The sequence below is a fragment of the Nocardia harenae NBRC 108248 genome (genome assembly GCF_001612885.1).
GTDB classification, from domain to species: Bacteria; Actinomycetota; Actinomycetes; order Mycobacteriales; family Mycobacteriaceae; genus Nocardia; species Nocardia harenae.
Window position 1 is genome coordinate 1089742 of sequence record NZ_BDBH01000004.1, and the last position, 18877, is coordinate 1108618.

Genomic DNA, 18877 nt, shown 5'->3' on the forward strand with positions numbered 1-18877 from the left:
CCGCGGCGCGCTCATGCCCGCCCCCCGCGACGGGTGCGGATCAGGTGCCCGGTGCGCACCCGCAGCCGGTGCAGCGCGGCCCTGGCCAGCCGCAGGTCCCCCACGGCCACGTCGAGCGGGGAGAGCAGCCGCGGACAATCGCGCGCGATGCGATGGTGGAAGCGCAGCATCTCGGTGAGCTTGCTCAGCGACGAGGTGCGGCTGGAGAGGTTGAAGGTCGAGTTCCGCCAGGCCGCCGCGACCTCGGTGAGGCCGTAGAAGAGCCCGAACTGCCCGACCCGGGCGAAGAGGTCGACGTCCATCGGGAAGACCAGGTCGCCGCGGAGCCCGCCGACCCGGTCGAAGTGCTCGCGCCGGAACATGGCGGCGGCGGTCGGGCCGAAGTCCGCGGGGCCGCGCCGGACGATGGTGCGCGCGAGCTCGCGCGGGCCGTGCACGCCGTCCAGCCCCGGCAGCCCGAGCCCGGTCTCCACCAGCGCGCCGCCCTCGTCGATCACCTGGAAGCGCGAGGAGCTGAGCGCGAAGGCCCGGTCGCTCATGACCTCGAGCTGGGTGGCGAGCGAGCCGGGCAGCAGGATGTCGTCGGCGCAGACCACCTTCACCAGCTCACCGGTGGAGAGCTGGATGACCCGGTTCCAGTTGTCACCGATGCGCAGCGTGCGCTCGTTGCGCTCGACCCGCACCCGCGGGTCGTCGAAGGACGCGGCGATCTCGCCGGTCGCGTCGGTGCTCGCGTTGTCGAGCACCAGGAGTTCGAATTCGACGTCCTGGCTCAGAATCGAGCGCATCGTCGGTTCCAGGGTCCGGCCCGCCTGGTAGGCGGGAACGCAGACCGAAAGGCTGACCATGTCCCCTCCTTTTAGCGGGATAAAAATGAATTCAGCAACATGCCGGCAATATGGCGGGAAATATCGGTTCAGCCTCGACCGGCTCGAATCGTATAGACCATAAACAGGTCCCGTGGTCTTTCATACCGCCCTCATTACGTGCAGCTCCGAAAATCTCGCATGTTCCAATTCGACGGAGCAATGGTCAAGCTATCGCGATTCGTCCTGCGGGGATACCCCGGATGGTTGCCAGTGGGCGACCTCACAGCGCCACACCGCCCCCTGTGCGTTCAGCGGATCGGCGGCTCCCCGTTGCTCGTGGCCGGCTCACCGGCGAGCCAGCGGCCGGTCAGCTCGGGATACCGCTCGGAGACCTCGGCCAGCAGGTCGGGGACGGTGAGCAGCACCCGGTCCGGGCGCGCCGCGACCAGCTCGGCGGGCGCGATGATCGGCACGTCGGTGCCCGGCATCCGCCTGCCCTGCTTGGCAGGCGAGGCGTCGGCCACCCCGGCCACCAGCTCCCGCCGGACCCCCGCCCGGCAGAACAGCGCCACCGCGCGGGACGCGGCGCCGTAGGCGTACATCCGGGAACCGCGGGCCGCCTCCAGTTCCAGTGCGGCGCGCAGGTTCTCGCTCTGCCGGTCGGCCGCGCGCTGCAACCGGCCAACGAACGCCGGATCGGCCGAGCCCGCCTCGCGGGCCAGCACCCGGCGCACCGCCGCGTCCGGCTCGGCCGGGCCGTGCACCGCGGCGATCAGCACCGTGCCGCCGTACAGCCCGAAGTCCCACGCCGTGACGACCGACATCCCCGCGGCATCCAGCATGCCGCGCAGCACCGCCAGGCTGTAGTAGGCGAAATGACCGTGCCGCAACGCATTCCACTGCTCTCCCGCGACGATGGTGTGCACGGGATGGTACTGCACCAGCAACACGCCGCCGGGTGCGGTGGCCGCCGCCCGCTCGGCGACGGCGGCGCGCTGGTCACGCTCGTGCATGAGCCCGAAACAGTCGAGCACCACATCGGCGGGGCCGGTCGCGGGCGCGAAGCCGCGCGCGGCCAGCAACCCCAGCCAGCTGCCGCCGTGCGGGCTGCCGAACTCGCGCACCGTGCGCCCGCGCAGCAGCCCCGCGGCGGCGGCCATCTCGACCGCCTCGGCGGCCTGCTCGCGCAGCGCCCGCGGCTCGACGCCGCGCGGCTCGGCGGTCTCGGTGTCGTCCGCGGCCAGCTGGGCCAGCCCGCAGGCGGCGCAGAGCACCATCGCCAGCGGGTGCGCCGCCTCGTCCGGGCGCAGCGGCTCGCTCGCGGGCGGGAAGTGGTCGGCGGCAGGCATCCGGCCCAGATCGAGCACCCGGGTCAGCGCGGCGCCCCCGCACGCCAGGCAGGCGCTCATGGCACGATCACCCCGTGCGTATCGAGCGGACCGGGCTCTCCGGCGTCCTCCTGCTGATCCCGGAGCCCTTCCACGACGAGCGGGGCTTCTTCACCCGCACCTTCGACGCCGCGCTCTTCGACGCCGAGGTGGGCGCGGGCGCCAGCGCGAGCTTCGCGCAGGACTCGCAGTCCCGCTCGGCGCGCGGCGTGCTGCGCGGCATGCACGGGCGCCGCGGCCGCGGCGAGGCCAAGCTGGTGCGCTGCGCGCACGGCGCGGTGCACGACATCCTGGTCGACATCAGGCCCGGCTCCCCGACCTTCGGCCGCAGCGCGGCATTCCAGCTGGACGACAGCGACTTCCGGCACCTCTACGTGCCGCCGGGGTTCCTGCACGGCTTCCAGGCGCTGACCGAGACCGCCGACGTCTGCTACCGCATCGACCGCCCGCACGACCCCGCCGAGGACATCGCGGTGGCGCACGACGACCCGGACCTCGCGCTGCACTGGCCGCAGCCGGTCACGGTGGTCTCCGCCCGCGACCGCGCGGCGGGCAGCTGGCGCGAGCTCCTGGCCGCCGAGCGGCTCACGCATCGGTGACCGCCGCCAGCGGCCGGGCTGCGCCTGCCCACCGCAGCTCGCCGTCGATCAGCCCGCGCTCGCCGAGCGTGCGCAGCGTCGCCAGCCGGACGAAGGTGGAGCCGAAGGCCTCGGCGGTGAGCCCGCGGTCGCGGTACTCCCGGTAGAGCTGGGCGGCGCCGTCCGGAATGCTCCAGCGTGCCTCGAAGCCGAGGTCGCGCCGGGCGGCGGCGAAATCCACCCGGTACGAGCGCGGGTCGGCGCCGGACTCGCCGGTGATCACCACCTCCGCGCCGGGCACCACGTCGGCCACCGCGTTCGCGATCTCGGCCACCGTGCGGTTGTTCCGCTCGGTGCCGATGTTGTAGGCGCGGCAGTGGATCGCCTCGACCGGCGCCTCCAGGCAGACCGCGAAGGCCTCCGCGATGTCCTCGGCGTGCACCAGCGGCCGCCACGGCGTGCCGTCCGAGAGCACCTTGACCACGCCGCTCAGCACCGCGTGGCCGACCAGGTTGTTCAGCACGATATCGGCGCGCAGCCGGGGCGAGAAGCCGAAGGCGGTGGCATTGCGCAGGAACACCGGGGCGAAGCCGGAATCCGCGATGGCGGCGACATCGTCCTCGACCCGCACCTTGCTCTCCGCGTACGGGGTGAGCGGGCGCAGCGGCGCCGACTCGTCCACCAGGCCGTCGCCGGCCGAGCCGTAGACCGAGCAGGTGGAGGCGTAGAGGAAGCGGGGCACCCCGGCCTGCTTCGCCAGCCGGGCCAGCCGCACCGAGGCGTGGTGGTTGATGTCGTGCGTGATCTCCGGGACCAGCGCGCCGAGCGGGTCGTTGGAGAGCGCGGCCAGGTGGATCACCGCATCGAAGCCGGCCAGCTGCGCCGCGGTGACGTCGCGCAGGTCGACCGCGAGCCCGGGCGGGTCCTGCACCGCGGCCCCGAGCACGCGATCGGCGAAATAGCCGGTGTCCAGGCCGGTGACCTCGTGCCCGCGGGCCCGCAGCAGCGGCACCATGACGGTGCCGAGGTACCCCTGGTGCCCGGTGACGAGAACCCGCAACGTCCTACCCACTTCCTAGATCCAGCACGGCCTTGTCCATCAGAAAACCCTCCGCGTATCGCGCGTGGCACTGCACCCCGCGCAGCCGCGCCAGCCCCAGGAACGATTCGTCGTCGAACCAGTCCCGCCCGGCCTGCGAGGGGTAGTGCTTCGCCAGCAGCGCCGCCTTCTCGGCGGCCACCTCCGGCGTCACCGGGTGCAGCACCGCGGGGCGCGGAGTATCCGTCTCCCACTTGGGGATCTCGTAACCGAGCACCAGATGGTTACGGAATTCGGTCGGCACCAGCTCGGCCAGGGTCCGGTGGTCCTGGTGCGCGTCGCCGCGGTGCGGCGCGAAGACCAGCTCCGGCTCGGTGCTCCGGCGGAATTCCGCCAGCGCGTCCTTCACCCGGTCCCAGTGCGCGGGCACCCGGCCGTCCGGCAGGTCGAGCACGGTGAGCGCCAGATCCACGCCCGGGCAGAAGGATTCGAGCGCGGCGCGCTCCTCGGTTTCCCGTGCGGTGCCGCCGCCGGAGAGCACGAGCGCCCGCACCCGCAGCCCGGCATGCGCGCGCGCCAGCGTCAGCAGCGTCGCACCGGCGCCGATCGCGATGTCGTCGCAGTGCGCGCCGAGCAGCGCGATCTCGGTGAGCCGCGCCGGTACCAGCGAGATCACGGTGCCGGACGCTCCCAGACCATCCAGGGCCGGTCGCCGCGGTGGTACCCGGTGTCGAGCTCGGCGCGCTCCTTGAAGGTGTCGGCCGGCTTCCAGAAGCCGAAGTGCTGGTAGCCGAAGAGCCTGCCCTGCGACGCCAGCGCGCCGCAGGCGTCCTCGACGAGGTCGCCGCCGGGCGGCAGGTGGTCGAAGATCTCCTGGGTGAGCACGAAGTAGCCGCCGTTCTCCCAGATCGGGAGCTTGGCCACCGGGGTGATCTGCTTGACCTCGCCATTGGGCAGCACGTCCACGCAGTGGAACGAGGACTGCGGCGGCACGATCAGCATGGAGGCCGCGGCGCCGGACTCCGCGAAGCGCCCGACCACCTCGTCCAGCGGGGCGTCGGTGAGCACGTCGGAGTAGTTGGCCAGGAACATCTCGTCACCGCCCAGGTGCGGGCGCACCCGGCGCAGCCGCTCCCCGATCGCCGACTCCAGCCCGGTGTCGACGAAGGTGATGGTCCAGTCCGCGATATCGGAGTCCAGCAGCTCGACCTCGCCGCCGCGGATGACGAAGTCGTTGGACATCGTCTCCTGGTAGGTCAGGAAGAAATTCTTGATGTGGTGCGCGCCGTAGCCGAGGCAGAGGATGAACTCGGTGTGGCCGTAGTGCGCGTAGTACCGCATGACGTGCCAGATCAGCGGGCGCGGCCCGACCATCTGCATGGGCTTGGGGACCACGTCGGTGTCGCTGTTGCGCATGCGCATGCCGTAGCCGCCACAGAACAGAACGACCTTCATCGGGTGCCGACCTCCGTGTTCGCCGGGTCGACCACGCGCACGGTCGGCAGCGGGAAGACCAGCCGGCCGCCCCACGCGCCGATGTGCCGCAACTGCGCGGTCAGCTCCGTCTCCAGATTCCAGGGCAGGACGACGACCACGTCCGGTTCATCCTCGTCGATCCGCTCCGGGGAGTGGATCGGGATGCGGGTGCCCGGGGTGAATTTTCCGTGCTTGTAGGGGTTGCGATCGACGGTGTAGGCGAGCAGGTCCGGCCGGATTCCGCACCAGTTGAGCAGCGTGTTCCCCTTGCCGGGGGCACCGTAGCCGACCACCGTCCGGCCCGCGGCCCGCTCGTCGAGCAGGAAGCGCAGCAGGTCGTGGCGGACCTCTTCGGCCTTGGTCCGCAGCACCGCGTACCCCTCGACCGTGTGCAGCCCGGCCTCGGCCTCCAGTGCCAGCAGCTCGGCCACCCGCTCGGTCGGCTCGGCCACCGCCTCGGGCCTGGCCCAGATCCGCAGCGACCCGCCGTGCGTCGGCAGCAGCTCCACATCGGCCACCGCGAGCCCGGCCACCGCGAGCGCGCGCTGCGCCGCGAGCAGCGTGTAGTACTGGAAATGCTCGTGGTAAATGGTGTCGAACTGGCCGTATCGGACCAGATTCAGCGCGTGGTGCACCTCGATCGAGATCCAGCCGTCGTCGGCGACCAAGCCGCGCAGCGCGTGCGTGAAACCGCGCAGATCCGGAATATGGGCATAGACATTATTCGCCACCACCAGATCGGCGGGGCCGTGTTCGGTCCTGACCTTTTCCGCCAGCCCCTCGTCCAGGAATGCGGTCAGCGTCGGCACCCCGGCCTCGCGAGCGGCCGCGCCGACATTCACCGACGGCTCGATTCCCAGGCACGGCACCCCGGCCGCGACCACATTGCGCAGCAGATAACCGTCGTTGCTGGCGACCTCGACCACGAAGGAATCGCCGGTCAGCCCGAGCTGGAGCACGGCGTCCTCGACGAAGGTCTTCGCGTGCCGCACCCAGCTGTCCGAGTACGACGAGAAATACGCGTATTCGGTGAAGGTCTCCTCCGGCGTGATCAGCGCGGGGATCTGCAGCAGCAGACATTCCTCGCAGACCCGCAGGTGCAGGGGGTACGCGGGCTCGGGCAGATCGAGCTCGGCGACGGACAGGAACTTCTCACAGGGGGGTGTGGCGCCCAGGTCGACCACACTGGTCAAGCTGGGTGAATCACACAGACGACAACGCACACGGGCTCCACATCGAAACGACAATCCCGCCGGCGGCGCCCCGCAGCCCGAGAAGTCACTTCTCTACCGACCGGGACAAAAAGTATCACCACCCCGCGCCCGGCGCGACCCGAACAGTGACCGATTCCGCCCCGAAAACCACGAACAGCTTGTTTCGAGTTACCGACCCCGCATACCGGTGTCCCGGATCACCGCGGCCCGAGCGTATCCCCGCCCGCCTGCACGTTTTCGTACGCACGTACCGGCTCAGGTCATACCGATCAGTATGTCGGTGTGACCTGGCTCCTACGGGTTGTGCCCGGCGATCATCGGGGGCAATATCTTCGCAACAGATCGGCCCGGCTTCGATTCGCACCGCTGCGACGCCGCCGGACGGACTGGGTCCTCTGAATTCTTCGTTTTCCTACGGTTGCGAAGAATTAGCGCTTCAAGCTTCAAGCAGGTTGTTTCACCCATGGTCATCGAACTCACCGGCACCGGCGGCGCCGTCGACCTGCGCCACCACTCCTCCCGCCCCGGCGAGCGAGACCGCTGGCGCCTCAACTACGTCAGACGGCTCGCCGTCACCGACATGCTGGCCATCGCCGCGGGAACGCTGCTGGCCCAGCTGGTGGATGTGGATTTCGCCGCCGTGCGCCCGGTGTCCTGGGCACCGGACTTCGGTGGCGCCGCCGTCGCGCTCTCGCTCGCGGTCGTGGTCACGTGGTCGATCGCGCTGGGATGGAAGGACACTCGCTTCCACCGCACGGTCGGCAGCGGGAACGAGGAGTACCGGCGGTTGCTGTCGGTGACGCTGCACCTCTTCGGCGCGCTCGCGATCGGCGCATTGGTGCTGCGCGCCGACGCCGCGCACGACTACCTCGCGGTGGCGCTGCCGGTGGGGCTGGCCGGGCTGGTCGGCACCCGCGCCGCCTGGCGCAGGCACGCCGCGCGGCACCGGGCGCTCGGCCGGTACCGGCACTCGGTGCTGGTGGTCGGCGGGCCGGAGTCGGCGCGCGCCATCGCGCAGAACTTCGACCGCAACCACATGTACGGCTACCACGTCGTCGGGGTCTGCACCGCCGCCGGTCCCAACCCGGAGGAGCCCGGCTCCATCGCGGTGGGCGGGCGCGAGATCCCGATCGTCGGCGACGACCGCTCGGTGATCAGGGCAGCCAGGCGCACCGGCGCGGACACCGTCGTCGTGATGGCGACCGACCGGCTCGGCCCGCGCGACATCCGGCACCTGGCCTGGGATCTCGACGCCTTCGGCGCGGAGCTCATCGTCGCCGCCGGGATCATGGACGTCTCCGGCACCCGGATGTCGAACCAGGTGCTGGCGGGCATGCCGGTGCTGCACATCGAGCGCCCGCAGTACGACCGGGCGCTCTCGCTGCGCAAGGCGATCTTCGACTTCTGCTTCTCGGCGCTGGTGCTGCTCGCCATCTCGCCGATCCTGCTGGTGATCGCCGCCGCGGTGAAATTCACCAGCCACGGCCCGGTCTTCTACCTCTCCGAGCGGATCGGCATGGACGGCAGGCCGTTCCGGATGATCAAGTTCCGCAGCATGTACGTGCACGCGGACAAGCACGTGCACACGCTGATCTCGGAGAACGGCGGGAATCCGCTCTTCTTCAAGATCAAGAACGACCCGCGGGTGACGCCGGTCGGGCGCTTCCTGCGCAAGTACAGCCTGGACGAGCTGCCGCAGTTCTTCAATGTGCTGCGCCGGGAGATGAGCGTGGTCGGGCCGCGGCCGCAGGTGCGCCGCGAGGTGCACTCCTACGACGGGGTCATGCGGCGCCGGCTGCTGGTGCGGCCGGGGGTGACCGGGTTGTGGCAGGTCAGCGGCCGGTCGGATCTCTCGCCCGAGGAGTCGGTGGAGCTGGACATCTCCTACGTGGAGAACTGGTCCATGGTGCTCGATCTCTGGATCATCACCCGCACGCTGCGGGCGGTCGCCGAGGGCGAAGGGGCCTACTGACCCGATCCCGCCGCGCCGACGGGGGGCGGCGGGATCGTTTCCGCCGTACCGGCGCGCGTCCCGCAGCGGGGCCGGGCCATCCTCGCAGGTGCGGGCTCGCGGCTCATGTGCCGCGACGCTCGGGGGTGCAGCGCGCACCGGGGCGGCAGCGGGGCACGACCGACGGGCACCCTAGGCTGCGTGGCATGCGTTCGCTCGTCCTCACCGCCGCCGTCTGTCTCCTGGCTGCGCCCGGGACGGCGCACGCGGAGCCGTGGGGACCACCGCAGCGGCCACACCCGTTCCTCGGCCCGGTGGGTTCGGCGACCATGCACGGCGATGCCGGATCCTCGGACACCACACCGTATTCCGGCCCGGGCACCGGGCCGCTCACGGTGCGCGCGGAGCCGCTGGCCGCCGCCTGCCCGACGCTCCTGCAGGGCCGCGACGGGCTGGTGGTCGCGCTCTGCACGAGCATCGCCGGGCAGGTGCCGACCGTGCAGCTGCTCGACTCCGAGCAGGGGTCGCTCGCCGCGCTGCCGCTGGTGAAGGGGAGCCTGCTCGGCGGGGTGTACGCGTACCTGGACCAGGACGACCGGCTGGTGGCGGTGGACGGCGATCGCGCGCTGGTCCGGGTGGCGCACCACCGGGACGCCGACGGGCGGTGGCGGCTGGAGATCGCCGAGCGCACCGACCTCTCCGGCGCGATTCCACAGGGCGACAGCGTGACCGGGCTGGTGCCGGACTGGTCGGGCAATGTCTGGTTCGCCACCGGAGGAGGGCTCGCCGGACTGCTCACCCCCGACGGCCGGACCAGCACCGTCGACCTCGGCGCGCAGGTGGCGAACAGTATCTCGGCCGCCCCGGACGGCCACGTCGCGGTGGCGACCACGCACGCCCTCTACGAACTGACCGCCCCCGGCGGCGCGGCCCGGATCGCCTGGCGCGCGCCGTACGACCGCGGCAGCGCGCGCAAACCGGGGCAGCTGAGCCACGGAACCGGTTCGACGCCCACGTATTTCGGCCCCGTGACCGGCGCGGAGTACCTGACCATCGTGGACAGCGCCGACGCGGGCGTACGGGTGCTGGTCTTCCGCTCCGGCACCGGCGAACTCGTCTGCGCGCAGCCGGTGCTCACCGCGGGCGGGCCGGGCAGCGAGAACTCGCCGATCGGCGCCGGGCGCTCGGTCTTCGTGGCCGGAACCTACGGCTACCCGTATCCGACGGTGCCCGCCGACGCCGGGCCCGCCGTGCCGCCCGCGGCGCCCTTCACCGGTGGCATGACCCGCGTCGATATCGATGAATCCGGGTGTCACACGGTGTGGGACAGCGCGATTCGCAGCGCCGCGGTGCCGCACCTGTCGATCGCGGACGGCCTGCTCTACACCCTCACCCGGCACGGGCCGGAGACCGCCACCCCGGCCGACGGTTTCTCGGTGACCGTGCTCGACCCGGCCACCGGCGCGGCGCTCGCGGACTCCCCCGCCCCGGGGACGGTGCTGAACGACCCACTGCAGATGTCGCCGCTCATCCTGCCGGACGGGCGGATGCTGCAGGGCACCGTCACCGGGGTGCTGCGCATCGGCTGAGCCGGTTCACCGCGCCCGCACCGCGGCACCCTCCGACCAACCGGCGCGGCGCACCGGCCGGTTCACCCGATGGTCGCGTGCATCTCCCACACGATCACCTCGGCCGCGCCGGCGGCGCTCAGCCGCTGCCCGCCCGCACCGGTGAACCGCACCGAGTCACCCTCGGCCAGCGGCCCCGTCCCCTCCAGTTCGACCGCGCCGCGCGCGACGAACAGGTGCAGGAACGGCGCGTCCGGCAGCGTGATCGCCGGGTCCCCGGCGTCGAGCCGCGCCACGTGCATGGTCGCGTACCTGTTGGCGATCCGGATCGCGGAGTGGTCGGCGTACTCCTTCATCCCCGACGCCACCGGCACCAGCCCGCCGGAGAGCAGCGCGTCGTCGATCTCCAGTTGCTCGTAGCCGGGGACGATCCCGGATTCGTCCGGCAGCACCCACATCTGCACGAAGTGCACCGGCTCCTCGTGCTGCCGCGCGAACGAGCCGGTCGCGCCGGCGAAGCGCCAGGAGTCGTTCTTCTCCGAGTGCAGGATGCCGGTGCCCGCGCTCATCCGCTGCGCCAGCCCCGGGTAGATCACCCCGGAGTGCCCGGTGGAGTCCTGGTGTACCAGCGAGCCGCGCAACACCCAGGTGACGATCTCCATGTCCCGGTGCGGGTGGGTGTCGAAGCCCATGCCGGGGGTGACGATGTCGTCGTTGTTCACCAGCAGCAGGCCGTGGTGCGTGTTCTCCGGGTCGTAGTGCTGCCCGAAGGAGAAGGAGTGCTTGGAGTCGAGCCAGCCGATCCGGGTCTTCAGCCGGTCGCCTGCGCGGCGGACGTCGATCTGCGGGGTGGTGGGAGCGGACACGGTTGCCTCGATTCCGAGTTCATTGCTTTGTCAACTACTTGCACACTACCCGTTATCGTTGCCTTGTCAACTAATGCGCGTACGCTGGACGACGTGAACGCGACACGCTGGCTCGATGCCGACGAGAACGAGCTCTGGCGGGCCTACCTCGACGCGACCCGCCTGCTCTTCCGCGACCTGGACAAGCAGCTCACCCAGGACGTGGGCATCGCCTTCGCCGACTACGAGATCCTGGTCCTGCTCGCCGAGGCCCCCGACCGCCGGCTCCGCATGAGCGCGCTCGCCGACGCCAGCAGCACCAGCCGCAGCGGCATCACCCGCGCCGTCACCCGGCTCGAGCGCTCCGGCCGGGTCCGCCGCGTGGACTGCGAATCCGATCGCCGCGGGGCATGGGCCGAGCTCACCGACGCCGGGGCCGCCGAGCTCGCCGCCGCAAGTCCCGGGCACGTCGCCGCCGTCCGCGCCGCGCTGCTCGACCGGATCGATCCGGCCGATCTCCCCGCCCTCACCCGTGCCTTCCGCGCTGTGCGGGATCATGCCAAGGTGACCGCCGACCAGCAGCCGGGAGCCCGGCGTGAGTGACCGCATCCGGATCGACGAGCAGAGCCCGTCCGTGTACAAGAGCCAGGTGGGGGTGGCGTTCGCGGCAAAGCAGGCGGCGAAGCGGGCGGGGCTGGACCGACACCTGGTCGAGCTGGTGAACGTGCGGATTTCCCAGCTCAACGGGTGCGCGCGGTGCCTGGATGTGCACACGAGGGCCGCGCGCGAGGCGGGCGAGAGCGAGCAGCGGCTGAACGTGCTGGCGGCGTGGCGTGCGGCCGACATCTACACCGAGCGGGAACGCGCGGCGCTCACGCTGGCGGAAGCGGTGACGACGCTGCCGCCGCACGACGAGCAGGAGCGCGCCTACGCGGCGGCCCGTGAGCACCTGGACGACGACCAGTTCGCCGCCGTCGCCTGGATCGCCATCGCCATCAATGCCTTCAACCGGATCTCCATCGTGAGCGGGCACGAGGTGCACGCGCGGGAGTGAGTCAGTGCGGCGCGGGGTGCACCATCATGGCCAGCGCCACCGGCACCAGCAGGTCGACCAGCTCGGCGACGGGCGGCCGCGGATCCATGAGCAGCCACTCGTGCGCCACCCCGTTGACCGCGCCGATCAGCGCGCCCGCGGCGAGCATGGGCTCCCCGCGCACGTGCGCGCCGGGCCCCGCGATCGGCCCCACCGCCATCTCGATGAGCAGGCTCCAGCCGTGCCGCCGCTCCCGGCGGTGCCGCTCCATGCGCTCGCTCACCCCGACCACCTCGAGGAAGGCGACCTTGGCCCGGTAGGGGTCGGAGTCGATGGAGCCGAGGTAGGCGGTGAAGGCGGCGGTGAGGCCGGCGTGCGGGTCGGCGGCGGGGCCGAGGCGGGAGAGCGCGGTGCCGACGGCGGCGGCGGCATCGTCCTGGATGCGGTCGTAGGCGGCGACCAGGACGTCCTCGCGGGTCTCGAACTCCTCGTAGAACTGCCGCTTGGAGAGCCCGGCGGCGGCGCAGACGTCGGCGAGCGAGCAGTGCGGGTAGCCGCGCTCGGCGAACAACCGGGTCGCCGCTGCGATGAAGCGGGCGCGCCGCTCCCGCTTGCGCTCGGAGATCGCGCGACCCCCGTACTGCCTGCCGGTTGTTGTCACGGCACTCACTGTATCGACCGGGGGGACCAGCGCGATCTCGGTGTCTGCCGGCCGCAGGACACCGCGGAGCGCGGCTCCATGTCCGACGTTCGGGCGATAGCGGGGCAGCGCGCGACGAACCACAATTCGGATTCGGCCTCGGGATCGGTGGACGGGAGAATTCGGATGAGCGTGTCGCCTGTGGACCCGACGATCCCGGGGGCGGTGCCACCCGAGCAGATGACGGTACTTCCGGAGCCGCCCCAGGACGATCCCAAGTACGTCACCTACCTGGGGTTGAAGGGCGCGGGATTGAGCCTGCTCGTGCACGGTCCGGGAAACGTGCTCGACTGCTTCGAGGCGACCGTCACCGCGGCACCCGCATTCGCGCACCTCTATCTGCCGACGGCATCCCCCTGTCTGGGCAGATTTTCCGGCATCGAGGGCATCTTCGTGACAGCACTGGAGGGTCCCGCGGGCTCCGCGATCGTGGTCAACTGTCTGCCCAACGGCGATCAGCGTTTCGTCGTCGAACATCTCGTGAACCCGCTCGGCGGGCCGCCTAGCAGATTGCGCGCGCCGTGGCGGCTCGGCGTCGGAGCCGCCGAGGCCCATGTCCCCATCACCTTCGGTGACATCTTCCGGCCGGCGCGAGTGGTACCGCTCGGACATCTTCCCGGCCTGGCACACCTGGCGGCGCCTGCCGCGCCGCTCCGCGTACCCGACGCCTTCGGTCGCGCCCTGGTCGAAGACGGCTGGGAGGCCACGGAGGATCGCACATACTTCGCCCTGCGAGCACCGGCGCGAAACGGCACCCGGCTCTGCATGCTGACCGGGTGGGACGGTGGATTCGCGATCGTCAGCCTCCTCACACCCGACGACCCGGTACCCGCGGGGCCGGGACCGTTGTCGGATCCCCGATGCACCGTCGAGGACTCCGATGGCAATCCGGTCCTGGTCCACCGGTTGGGTGACGTGGCGAGCCTGCGGATATCCACCGTGAGAGCCGCGGCGCTCCGTCTGGCGGAGGTCGCGGACCGCGATCTGATCCCCGGTCCCGGGCCGATCCCCGGATCGGCGTTCGCCCGCCCCGCGGAGCCTGCCGCCGAACCCGCCCGGCCACCGATCGCGATGGTTCCCAAGGGCGGCAATGTCTCGCTCACCGGCATGGTCCCCGGGCTCTCCGCGATCCGCGTCGGCATCGGATGGGTGGTTGGCTCCGGCCTGCAACTCGACCCGGGGACGATCGCGGCCGGCGCCGATCGGCGAGTGGTGAGCGACGCCCACTTCCTTTTTCTCGATGCCCAGCGGACACCGGACGGTGCTGTCCGGCGCACCGGCGCATGGACCGACATTGATCTGCACGCGGTACCGACGACGGTGCACACGATCGTGTTCGCGGTCGCGATTCGCGGCGGCGGCCACTCGTTCGCGCACGTCGAGAACGCCTTCGTGTATGTGGAGGATCAGGTCGGCGGCGCCGAGCTCGCCCGGTTCGACCTGACCGGCGCGACCGGGACCGAGACCGCCATGATCTTCGGCGAGGTCTACCGGCGCGGGGGCGATTGGAAGTTCCGCGCCATCGGGCAGGGGTACGAGACCGGGCTGGCCGGGATCGCGGCGGAGTACGGGGCGACGGCGCCCTAGCGCTCGATCGGCCGGCCGCGCCGCCCCTACCTCATCACCGAGACCTGGATCGGCCTGCGCGCCGAGCATTCCCGCCGCGCCGGGCGTCCCGGATCTGCGCCCGCTAGAGCCGCGCCGCGGCGAAAGCGGCTGCGGCGGTGACGGCTTCGCCGTAGCGCGTGTGGGCACCGTAGCCCGCATCAGGAGGCAGAGCGGATGCCGGATTGCAGACGGGGTCCTGCGGCACGCAGTACTGGGCGGTGCGGGCGGCGTAGGGCTCGGGGATGGCGGTGTTGTAGGCGTGAACGGGGCTGGCGAAGAGGAGGAGGGCGGCGATGCGGGGGGCGAGCGGGGCGGGGATCACCGCGGTGGCCGGGAAGTCGTCGCTGCCCATGCCGAGCGCGTTGGAGAGCACCTCGCCGCCCTGCGAGTACCCGGCGAGGACGAAGCGGGTCGCGGGGCACTCGACGGAGCGCAGCACCAGGTGCGCCACCAGGTCGACGGCACCGATGGCGCGGGAGCGCGGGCCGGTGCTGTCGGCGGGGTAGGAGACGTTGTAGAGGGTCCAGGTCAGGTCGGGGCGGGCGGCGCGCACGGCGGCGTCGAGCGGGCGCCCGACCGTCGGGTCGTCCACCGGCGCCCAGGTCTCGGCGAGCGGACGCGAGTAGTCGGTGCCGCGCGCCATGATCAGCTCGGCGTCGCCGCAAGCGGGGGCGGCCGCGGCCACCGGCGCGCTGAGCGCGATGCCCGCGCCGGTCAGTGCGGCCGCGAGCAGGGCGGCGGTTGTCGAGGTCATCGCTGCTCCGTCGTCGGTATCGGTGAAGGTGCCATTCGGGCGGATCGCTCAGTAGTCCGGGCGGCGCAGCAGCCCGGAGGGCTCCGCGCGCCCGCTGACGAGCGGGCGGTACACGTGCTCGGTCCACTCCGCCTTGGGGACCACCGCCAGCCCGATGGAGACCGCGCCGTCGCGCACACCGAAGGCGCGGGTGACGGCGGCGGTGATGTCGGCGTCCAGCCGCGCGCGGGCGGTGGCGTCGAGCTCGGCGGGGAAGTGGCTGATCTCCACGTGCGGCATGTCGGACCGGCTTCCTGTTCGGGCGGGCACTCACCGAGCAGCCTGCCAGACCGCCGCCGCGAAACGCACCCCGCGGCGGGCCGGAGCGGGGCATACTGCCCGGAGAGTTCGCCGGTGACCCGGCCACGACGCACCGTCCGCTCCCGGGCGGGGAAGGGGCCGAGATGACGGCGCTACCCGGACGGTTGCTCGGCGGCCCGGCCGCCCTGCTCGGCGCGGTGCGCGCCCGGCTCGACCCCTCCGCCTTCCACCCCGAGCTCCGGCTGCACGGCAGGCTGCTGCCGGGCAGGCCGGTCACCGCGCTGACCCTGCCGCTCATCCGCAGGCTCAGCGACCTCATCCCGGCGGGCGGGGCCGAGGTCTTCGAGGTGAACGAGAACGTCTCGGTCCGGGTGCACCGGCCCGCGCTGGCCGCGGCGCCCGGACCGGCGCTGCTCTGGATCCACGGCGGCGGGTACGTCCTCGGCACCGCCAGGCAGAACGACCGCGTCTGCGCGACCTTCGCGAACGAGCTGAACGCCGTGGTCGCGGCGGTGGAGTACCGCCTGGCCCCCGAGCACCCCTACCCCGCCGCGCTCGACGACTGCTACGACGCACTCCAGTGGCTCGGCGCGCAACCGGAGATCGACCCCGCGCGCATCGCCGTCGCGGGCGCCAGCGCGGGCGGCGGCCTCGCCGCCGCACTCGCCTTCGCCGCCCGCGACCGCGGCGGCATCCGCCCGGTGCTGCAGGTGCTCTCCTACCCCATGCTCGACGACCGCTCCACCGGCGCCGAGCTGGAGACCGGCACCTTCCGGCTCTGGAACACCGCGGCCAACCGCTTCGGCTGGCGCGCCTACCTGCCCGATGCCGACCCCGCCACCGCCGTGCCCGCGCGCCGCACCGACCTGGCCGGGCTCGCCCCCGCGTGGATCGGCGTCGGCACCCTCGATCTCTTCCACGCCGAGGACCTCGCCTACGCCGAGCGGCTGCGCGCGGCCGGGGTCGAGGTGGAGGTGCTGGAGGTGCCCGGCGCCTTCCACGGCTTCGACGAGGTCGCCGCCGGCACCGGGGTCGCCCGCGATTACTTTGCCGCCCAGGTGGTTTCGCTGCGCTCGGCGCTCGCCGCCTGAGCGAGCAGCGCCTGGATCTCGGCGCACGCCCTGACGTCGCCGAAGGAGCGGTAGACCACGTGCAGGGTGGCATTGTGGTCGGCGTCCCGGCGCGCGGCGGTGGCGTCGGCGAGCAGGATCACCCGGTAGCCGAGGGTCGCGGCGTCCCTGGCGGAGGATTCGCAGCAGACATTGGTGACGGTGCCCGCGATCAGCACGGTGTCGATGCCGCGCGCGGTCAATTGCTCCGGCAGGTCGCTGCGGCCGGGAAAGAAGGCGCTGTAGGCGGATTTCTCCGCGTAGACGTCGCCGGGCTCGGCGCCGAGCCCCGGCCAGAGCCGCTCCGCCGACGGGCCCGTGCCGCCGGAGCAGGCGTAGCTCGCGGCCGTCGCGGCGCCGAAGAACTCGACGGCGTGCGGGAGCGGGGGGCGCGTGGCGGGTACCACCCACGCGACCGCTCCGCCCGCGGCGCGCAGTGCCGTGGCGAGGTCGGCGATGGCGCCGACGATGCTGCGGCAGTACGGGTTGCCCGCCACGTGGAAGGGGACCATGTCGATCACGACGAGCGCGGTCCGCGCCGGATCCAGCACCGGGTAGGCGAAGCGCCGCCCCCGCCGCTCCTCGTGCCTGCGGTACTCCCGCTCCTCGATGTGCCAGGCGTGCGCGCGAACCTCGCCTGCACTCATGCTGTGTCCATTCGGCACGAGCGAGGGCCCTCCGTGGCCACGCTCCGCTACCGCCTCCGGGCCCGCCTCGCTCATGCCGGGCAGTCTCGCACCGAAACTCGCTGTCACCGGGCAGGAACACGCCACTATCCTCGCCGCATGACCACGGACATCGTCCTGATCACCGGCGCCATGGCGGCCGGGAAGTCCACCGTGGCCGAGTTGCTCGCCCGCTCGCTCCCGCGCGCCGCTCACGTCCGCGGCGACACCTTCCGGCGCTGGATCGTGAGCGGCCGCGCCGAACCCGCGCCACCGCTGAGCGCCGATGCCGAAACCCAGCTCGCCCTGCGTCAGCGGCTCGCCGCGACGGTCGCGCTCGGCTACGCGGACGCCGGGATCACCCCGGTCCTCCAGGACCTCTACCCCGGCCCCGCGCTGGCCCGAATGCGTACCCTGCTCACCGGCCACCCGCTGCGCGTGGTCGTGCTGCTCCCCGACCCTGGCGTCCTCGCCGCCAGGGACGCCGCCCGCGCCAAGACCGGCTACCGCGGCTGGTCCCCCGCCGAGTTCGACCGCGAGTTCCGCGACCGCACCCCCGCACCCGGCCTCCGCCTCGACACCTCCGCGCAGACCCCCGAGCAGACCGTCGCCGCCATCCACGCCCGCTGGCCCGAGACCCTGGTCCCCGATTCGCCGACCGGTTGCCCGGGCCCGCCCCGCGGCGTTTGATGAACCGGTGAGCGAAACCTCCCCCATCGACCCCGCCGCCCCGCCCAGCGGCACCGGCTGCCTGGAGTGCGAGCGCGACGGCGGCTGGTGGTTCCACCTGCGCCGCTGCGCCGCCTGCGGCCACATCGGCTGCTGCGACACCTCGCCGAACCAGCACGCCACCGCGCACGCGGGCGCCACCGGCCACCCGCTGATCACCAGTTTCGAGCCGGGCGAGGACTGGTACTACGACTACCGCGACAAGCAGCTGTACGAGGGGCCGCGCCTGGCGCCCCCGGAGAGCAAACCCGCCGATCAGCCCGCCCCCGGCCCGGCCGATCGGGTCCCGGCCGACTGGCGTCGGCTGTTGCACTGACACAGCCCGCCGGGGCACCTCGGTACCCTGAACCCCGATCCCCCACTCGACCAGCGAAGGACAACTCCATGCGAGCGATCAGGGTGACGACCACGGCCGCGCTGGCGGCACTGCTGCTGGCGGCAGGCACGCAGGCGGCGGGGGCACGGCCGGTCGGGCCGTTCGAGGTCGGCGGCGCGATCGAGGTGGAGTTCGACGCGGCGGGCGGGGTGGACGCGCTCGGCGAGCCGACCGGGCCGGAGCAGGACGCCGTGCGCGGCGGCAAGTGGCAGGGGTTCGCGCGCGATGCCGCGGTCTACTGGTCCGAGGCGACCGGCGCGCAGACCGTGGCGGGCCCGGTGCGGGACAAGTGGGGCCAGCTCGGCGCGGAGGGCGGCGCGCTCGGCTACCCGGTCACCCGCGAGGCCGCGACCCCCGGCAATACCGGCCGCTTCGCGCACTTCCAGGGCGGCTCGGTCTACTGGTCCGTCGGGACCGCCGCGCATCAGATCGGCGGCCTGATCCGGGACAAGTGGGGCAGCTACGGCTGGGAGGGCAGCGCGCTCGGCTTCCCGGTCACCGACGAGCAGGCGGGCGCCCGCGGCGGCAGGTACACCCTGTTCAACGGCGGCGCGATCTACTGGTCCTCGGCCACCGGCGCGCACGTGGTGTGGGGCGCGCTGCGCGAGAAGTGGGTGGCGGCAGGCGGCGACGGCGGCCGCTACGGCTACCCGACCAGCGACGAGTACGATTTCGGCGCAGGCAAGGCCCAGGACTTCCAGGGCGGCCGGATCACCTGGGAGCCCTGAGCCCGCG

21 protein-coding genes are annotated in these 18877 nt (G+C 72.3%); 10 read left to right on the forward strand and 11 right to left on the reverse strand.

Annotation, left to right across the window (positions count from 1 at the left end):
• Positions 1-11: 11 nt before the first annotated feature.
• Complete coding sequence (locus NH2_RS11160; RefSeq protein ID WP_067652223.1) at positions 12-848, reverse strand: glycosyltransferase family 2 protein; 837 nt, start codon at positions 846-848, stop codon at positions 12-14.
• 269 nt (positions 849-1117) lie between these two features.
• A complete protein-coding gene (locus tag NH2_RS11165) occupies positions 1118-2218 on the reverse strand; it encodes a class I SAM-dependent methyltransferase (protein ID WP_067652226.1) in 1101 nt (366 codons plus the stop codon).
• A 14-nt stretch (positions 2219-2232) separates the two neighbouring features.
• Between NH2_RS11165 and rfbC the strand changes: the two genes are divergently transcribed.
• Entirely contained in the window at positions 2233-2796 is a 564-nt protein-coding gene (gene rfbC / locus NH2_RS11170) for a dTDP-4-dehydrorhamnose 3,5-epimerase (RefSeq protein WP_067652229.1), read from the forward strand.
• On the opposite strand, the gene NH2_RS11175 is transcribed toward rfbC, so the two are convergent.
• From NH2_RS11175 to NH2_RS11190, 4 genes are read right to left on the reverse strand one after another with little or no spacing between them, the layout of a single operon-like run.
• Positions 2783-3835: an NAD-dependent epimerase/dehydratase family protein gene (locus NH2_RS11175; RefSeq protein WP_067652232.1), complete on the reverse strand. Its 1053-nt coding sequence runs from the start codon at positions 3833-3835 to the stop codon at positions 2783-2785. The genes rfbC and NH2_RS11175 overlap by 14 nt on opposite strands.
• Positions 3836-3839: 4 nt before the next feature.
• A complete protein-coding gene (locus tag NH2_RS11180; protein WP_067652235.1) occupies positions 3840-4490 on the reverse strand; it encodes a PIG-L deacetylase family protein in 651 nt (216 codons plus the stop codon).
• Complete coding sequence (locus NH2_RS11185) at positions 4487-5269, reverse strand: glycosyltransferase family protein (protein WP_067652237.1); 783 nt, start codon at positions 5267-5269, stop codon at positions 4487-4489. The genes NH2_RS11180 and NH2_RS11185 overlap by 4 nt, the downstream gene beginning before the upstream one ends.
• A complete protein-coding gene (locus tag NH2_RS11190; protein ID WP_067652240.1) occupies positions 5266-6513 on the reverse strand; it encodes a class I SAM-dependent methyltransferase in 1248 nt (415 codons plus the stop codon). The genes NH2_RS11185 and NH2_RS11190 overlap by 4 nt, the downstream gene beginning before the upstream one ends.
• Positions 6514-6967: 454 nt before the next feature.
• Here NH2_RS11190 and NH2_RS11195 point away from each other — a divergent pair, with 454 nt between their 5' ends.
• Both NH2_RS11195 and NH2_RS11200 read left to right on the forward strand, forming a co-directional pair.
• The gene (locus NH2_RS11195) at positions 6968-8476 is read left to right on the forward strand and encodes a sugar transferase (RefSeq protein WP_067652243.1); all 1509 of its coding nucleotides are present in this window, start codon (positions 6968-6970) and stop codon (positions 8474-8476) included.
• 185 nt (positions 8477-8661) lie between these two features.
• On the forward strand, positions 8662-10044 hold the full coding sequence (locus NH2_RS11200) for an SMP-30/gluconolactonase/LRE family protein (protein ID WP_067652246.1): 1383 nt from the start codon (positions 8662-8664) through the stop codon (positions 10042-10044).
• 62 nt (positions 10045-10106) lie between these two features.
• Here the strand turns inward: NH2_RS11200 and NH2_RS11205 are convergent, their stop codons facing one another.
• Entirely contained in the window at positions 10107-10889 is a 783-nt protein-coding gene (locus tag NH2_RS11205) for a pirin family protein (protein WP_067652249.1), read from the reverse strand.
• 93 nt (positions 10890-10982) lie between these two features.
• Between NH2_RS11205 and NH2_RS11210 the strand changes: the two genes are divergently transcribed.
• Positions 10983-11471, forward strand: a complete 489-nt coding sequence (locus tag NH2_RS11210; protein WP_067652252.1) for a MarR family winged helix-turn-helix transcriptional regulator — start codon at positions 10983-10985, stop codon at positions 11469-11471.
• Positions 11464-11922: a carboxymuconolactone decarboxylase family protein gene (locus tag NH2_RS11215; RefSeq protein WP_067652255.1), complete on the forward strand. Its 459-nt coding sequence runs from the start codon at positions 11464-11466 to the stop codon at positions 11920-11922. The genes NH2_RS11210 and NH2_RS11215 overlap by 8 nt, the downstream gene beginning before the upstream one ends.
• 1 nt (position 11923) lies before the next feature.
• On the opposite strand, the gene NH2_RS29765 is transcribed toward NH2_RS11215, so the two are convergent.
• Positions 11924-12562, reverse strand: a complete 639-nt coding sequence (locus tag NH2_RS29765) for a TetR/AcrR family transcriptional regulator (protein ID WP_067652258.1) — start codon at positions 12560-12562, stop codon at positions 11924-11926.
• Positions 12563-13672: 1110 nt separating this feature from the next.
• Here NH2_RS29765 and NH2_RS28075 point away from each other — a divergent pair.
• Positions 13673-14188, forward strand: coding sequence for a TerD family protein (locus NH2_RS28075; protein ID WP_084505458.1), 516 nt, complete (start codon positions 13673-13675; stop codon positions 14186-14188).
• A gap of 103 nt (positions 14189-14291) precedes the next feature.
• Here NH2_RS28075 and NH2_RS11230 read toward each other — a convergent pair whose 3' ends face one another.
• On the reverse strand, positions 14292-14963 hold the full coding sequence (locus tag NH2_RS11230; RefSeq protein WP_067652264.1) for a cutinase family protein: 672 nt from the start codon (positions 14961-14963) through the stop codon (positions 14292-14294).
• A gap of 48 nt (positions 14964-15011) precedes the next feature.
• Positions 15012-15242 carry a tautomerase family protein gene (locus NH2_RS11235; RefSeq protein ID WP_067652268.1) on the reverse strand — a complete coding sequence of 77 codons (231 nt, stop codon included), beginning with the start codon at positions 15240-15242 and terminating at the stop codon, positions 15012-15014.
• A 164-nt stretch (positions 15243-15406) separates the two neighbouring features.
• Here NH2_RS11235 and NH2_RS11240 point away from each other — a divergent pair, with 164 nt between their 5' ends.
• Complete coding sequence (locus tag NH2_RS11240; protein WP_084505399.1) at positions 15407-16354, forward strand: alpha/beta hydrolase; 948 nt, start codon at positions 15407-15409, stop codon at positions 16352-16354.
• Here NH2_RS11240 and NH2_RS11245 read toward each other — a convergent pair.
• Positions 16306-17019: a cysteine hydrolase family protein gene (locus tag NH2_RS11245; RefSeq protein WP_067652271.1), complete on the reverse strand. Its 714-nt coding sequence runs from the start codon at positions 17017-17019 to the stop codon at positions 16306-16308. The two genes, NH2_RS11240 and NH2_RS11245, sit on opposite strands and share 49 nt — an antisense overlap.
• Positions 17020-17157: 138 nt before the next feature.
• Between NH2_RS11245 and NH2_RS11250 the strand changes: the two genes are divergently transcribed.
• The 3 genes from NH2_RS11250 (at position 17158) to NH2_RS11260 (ending at position 18870) form a co-directional block, all read left to right on the forward strand.
• On the forward strand, positions 17158-17727 hold the full coding sequence (locus NH2_RS11250) for an AAA family ATPase (RefSeq protein WP_067652274.1): 570 nt from the start codon (positions 17158-17160) through the stop codon (positions 17725-17727).
• A 7-nt stretch (positions 17728-17734) separates the two neighbouring features.
• A complete protein-coding gene (locus NH2_RS11255; RefSeq protein ID WP_067652276.1) occupies positions 17735-18082 on the forward strand; it encodes a UBP-type zinc finger domain-containing protein in 348 nt (115 codons plus the stop codon).
• A gap of 68 nt (positions 18083-18150) precedes the next feature.
• Positions 18151-18870, forward strand: coding sequence for an LGFP repeat-containing protein (locus NH2_RS11260; RefSeq protein WP_067652278.1), 720 nt, complete (start codon positions 18151-18153; stop codon positions 18868-18870).
• The last annotated feature ends 7 nt before the right edge of the window (positions 18871-18877 follow it).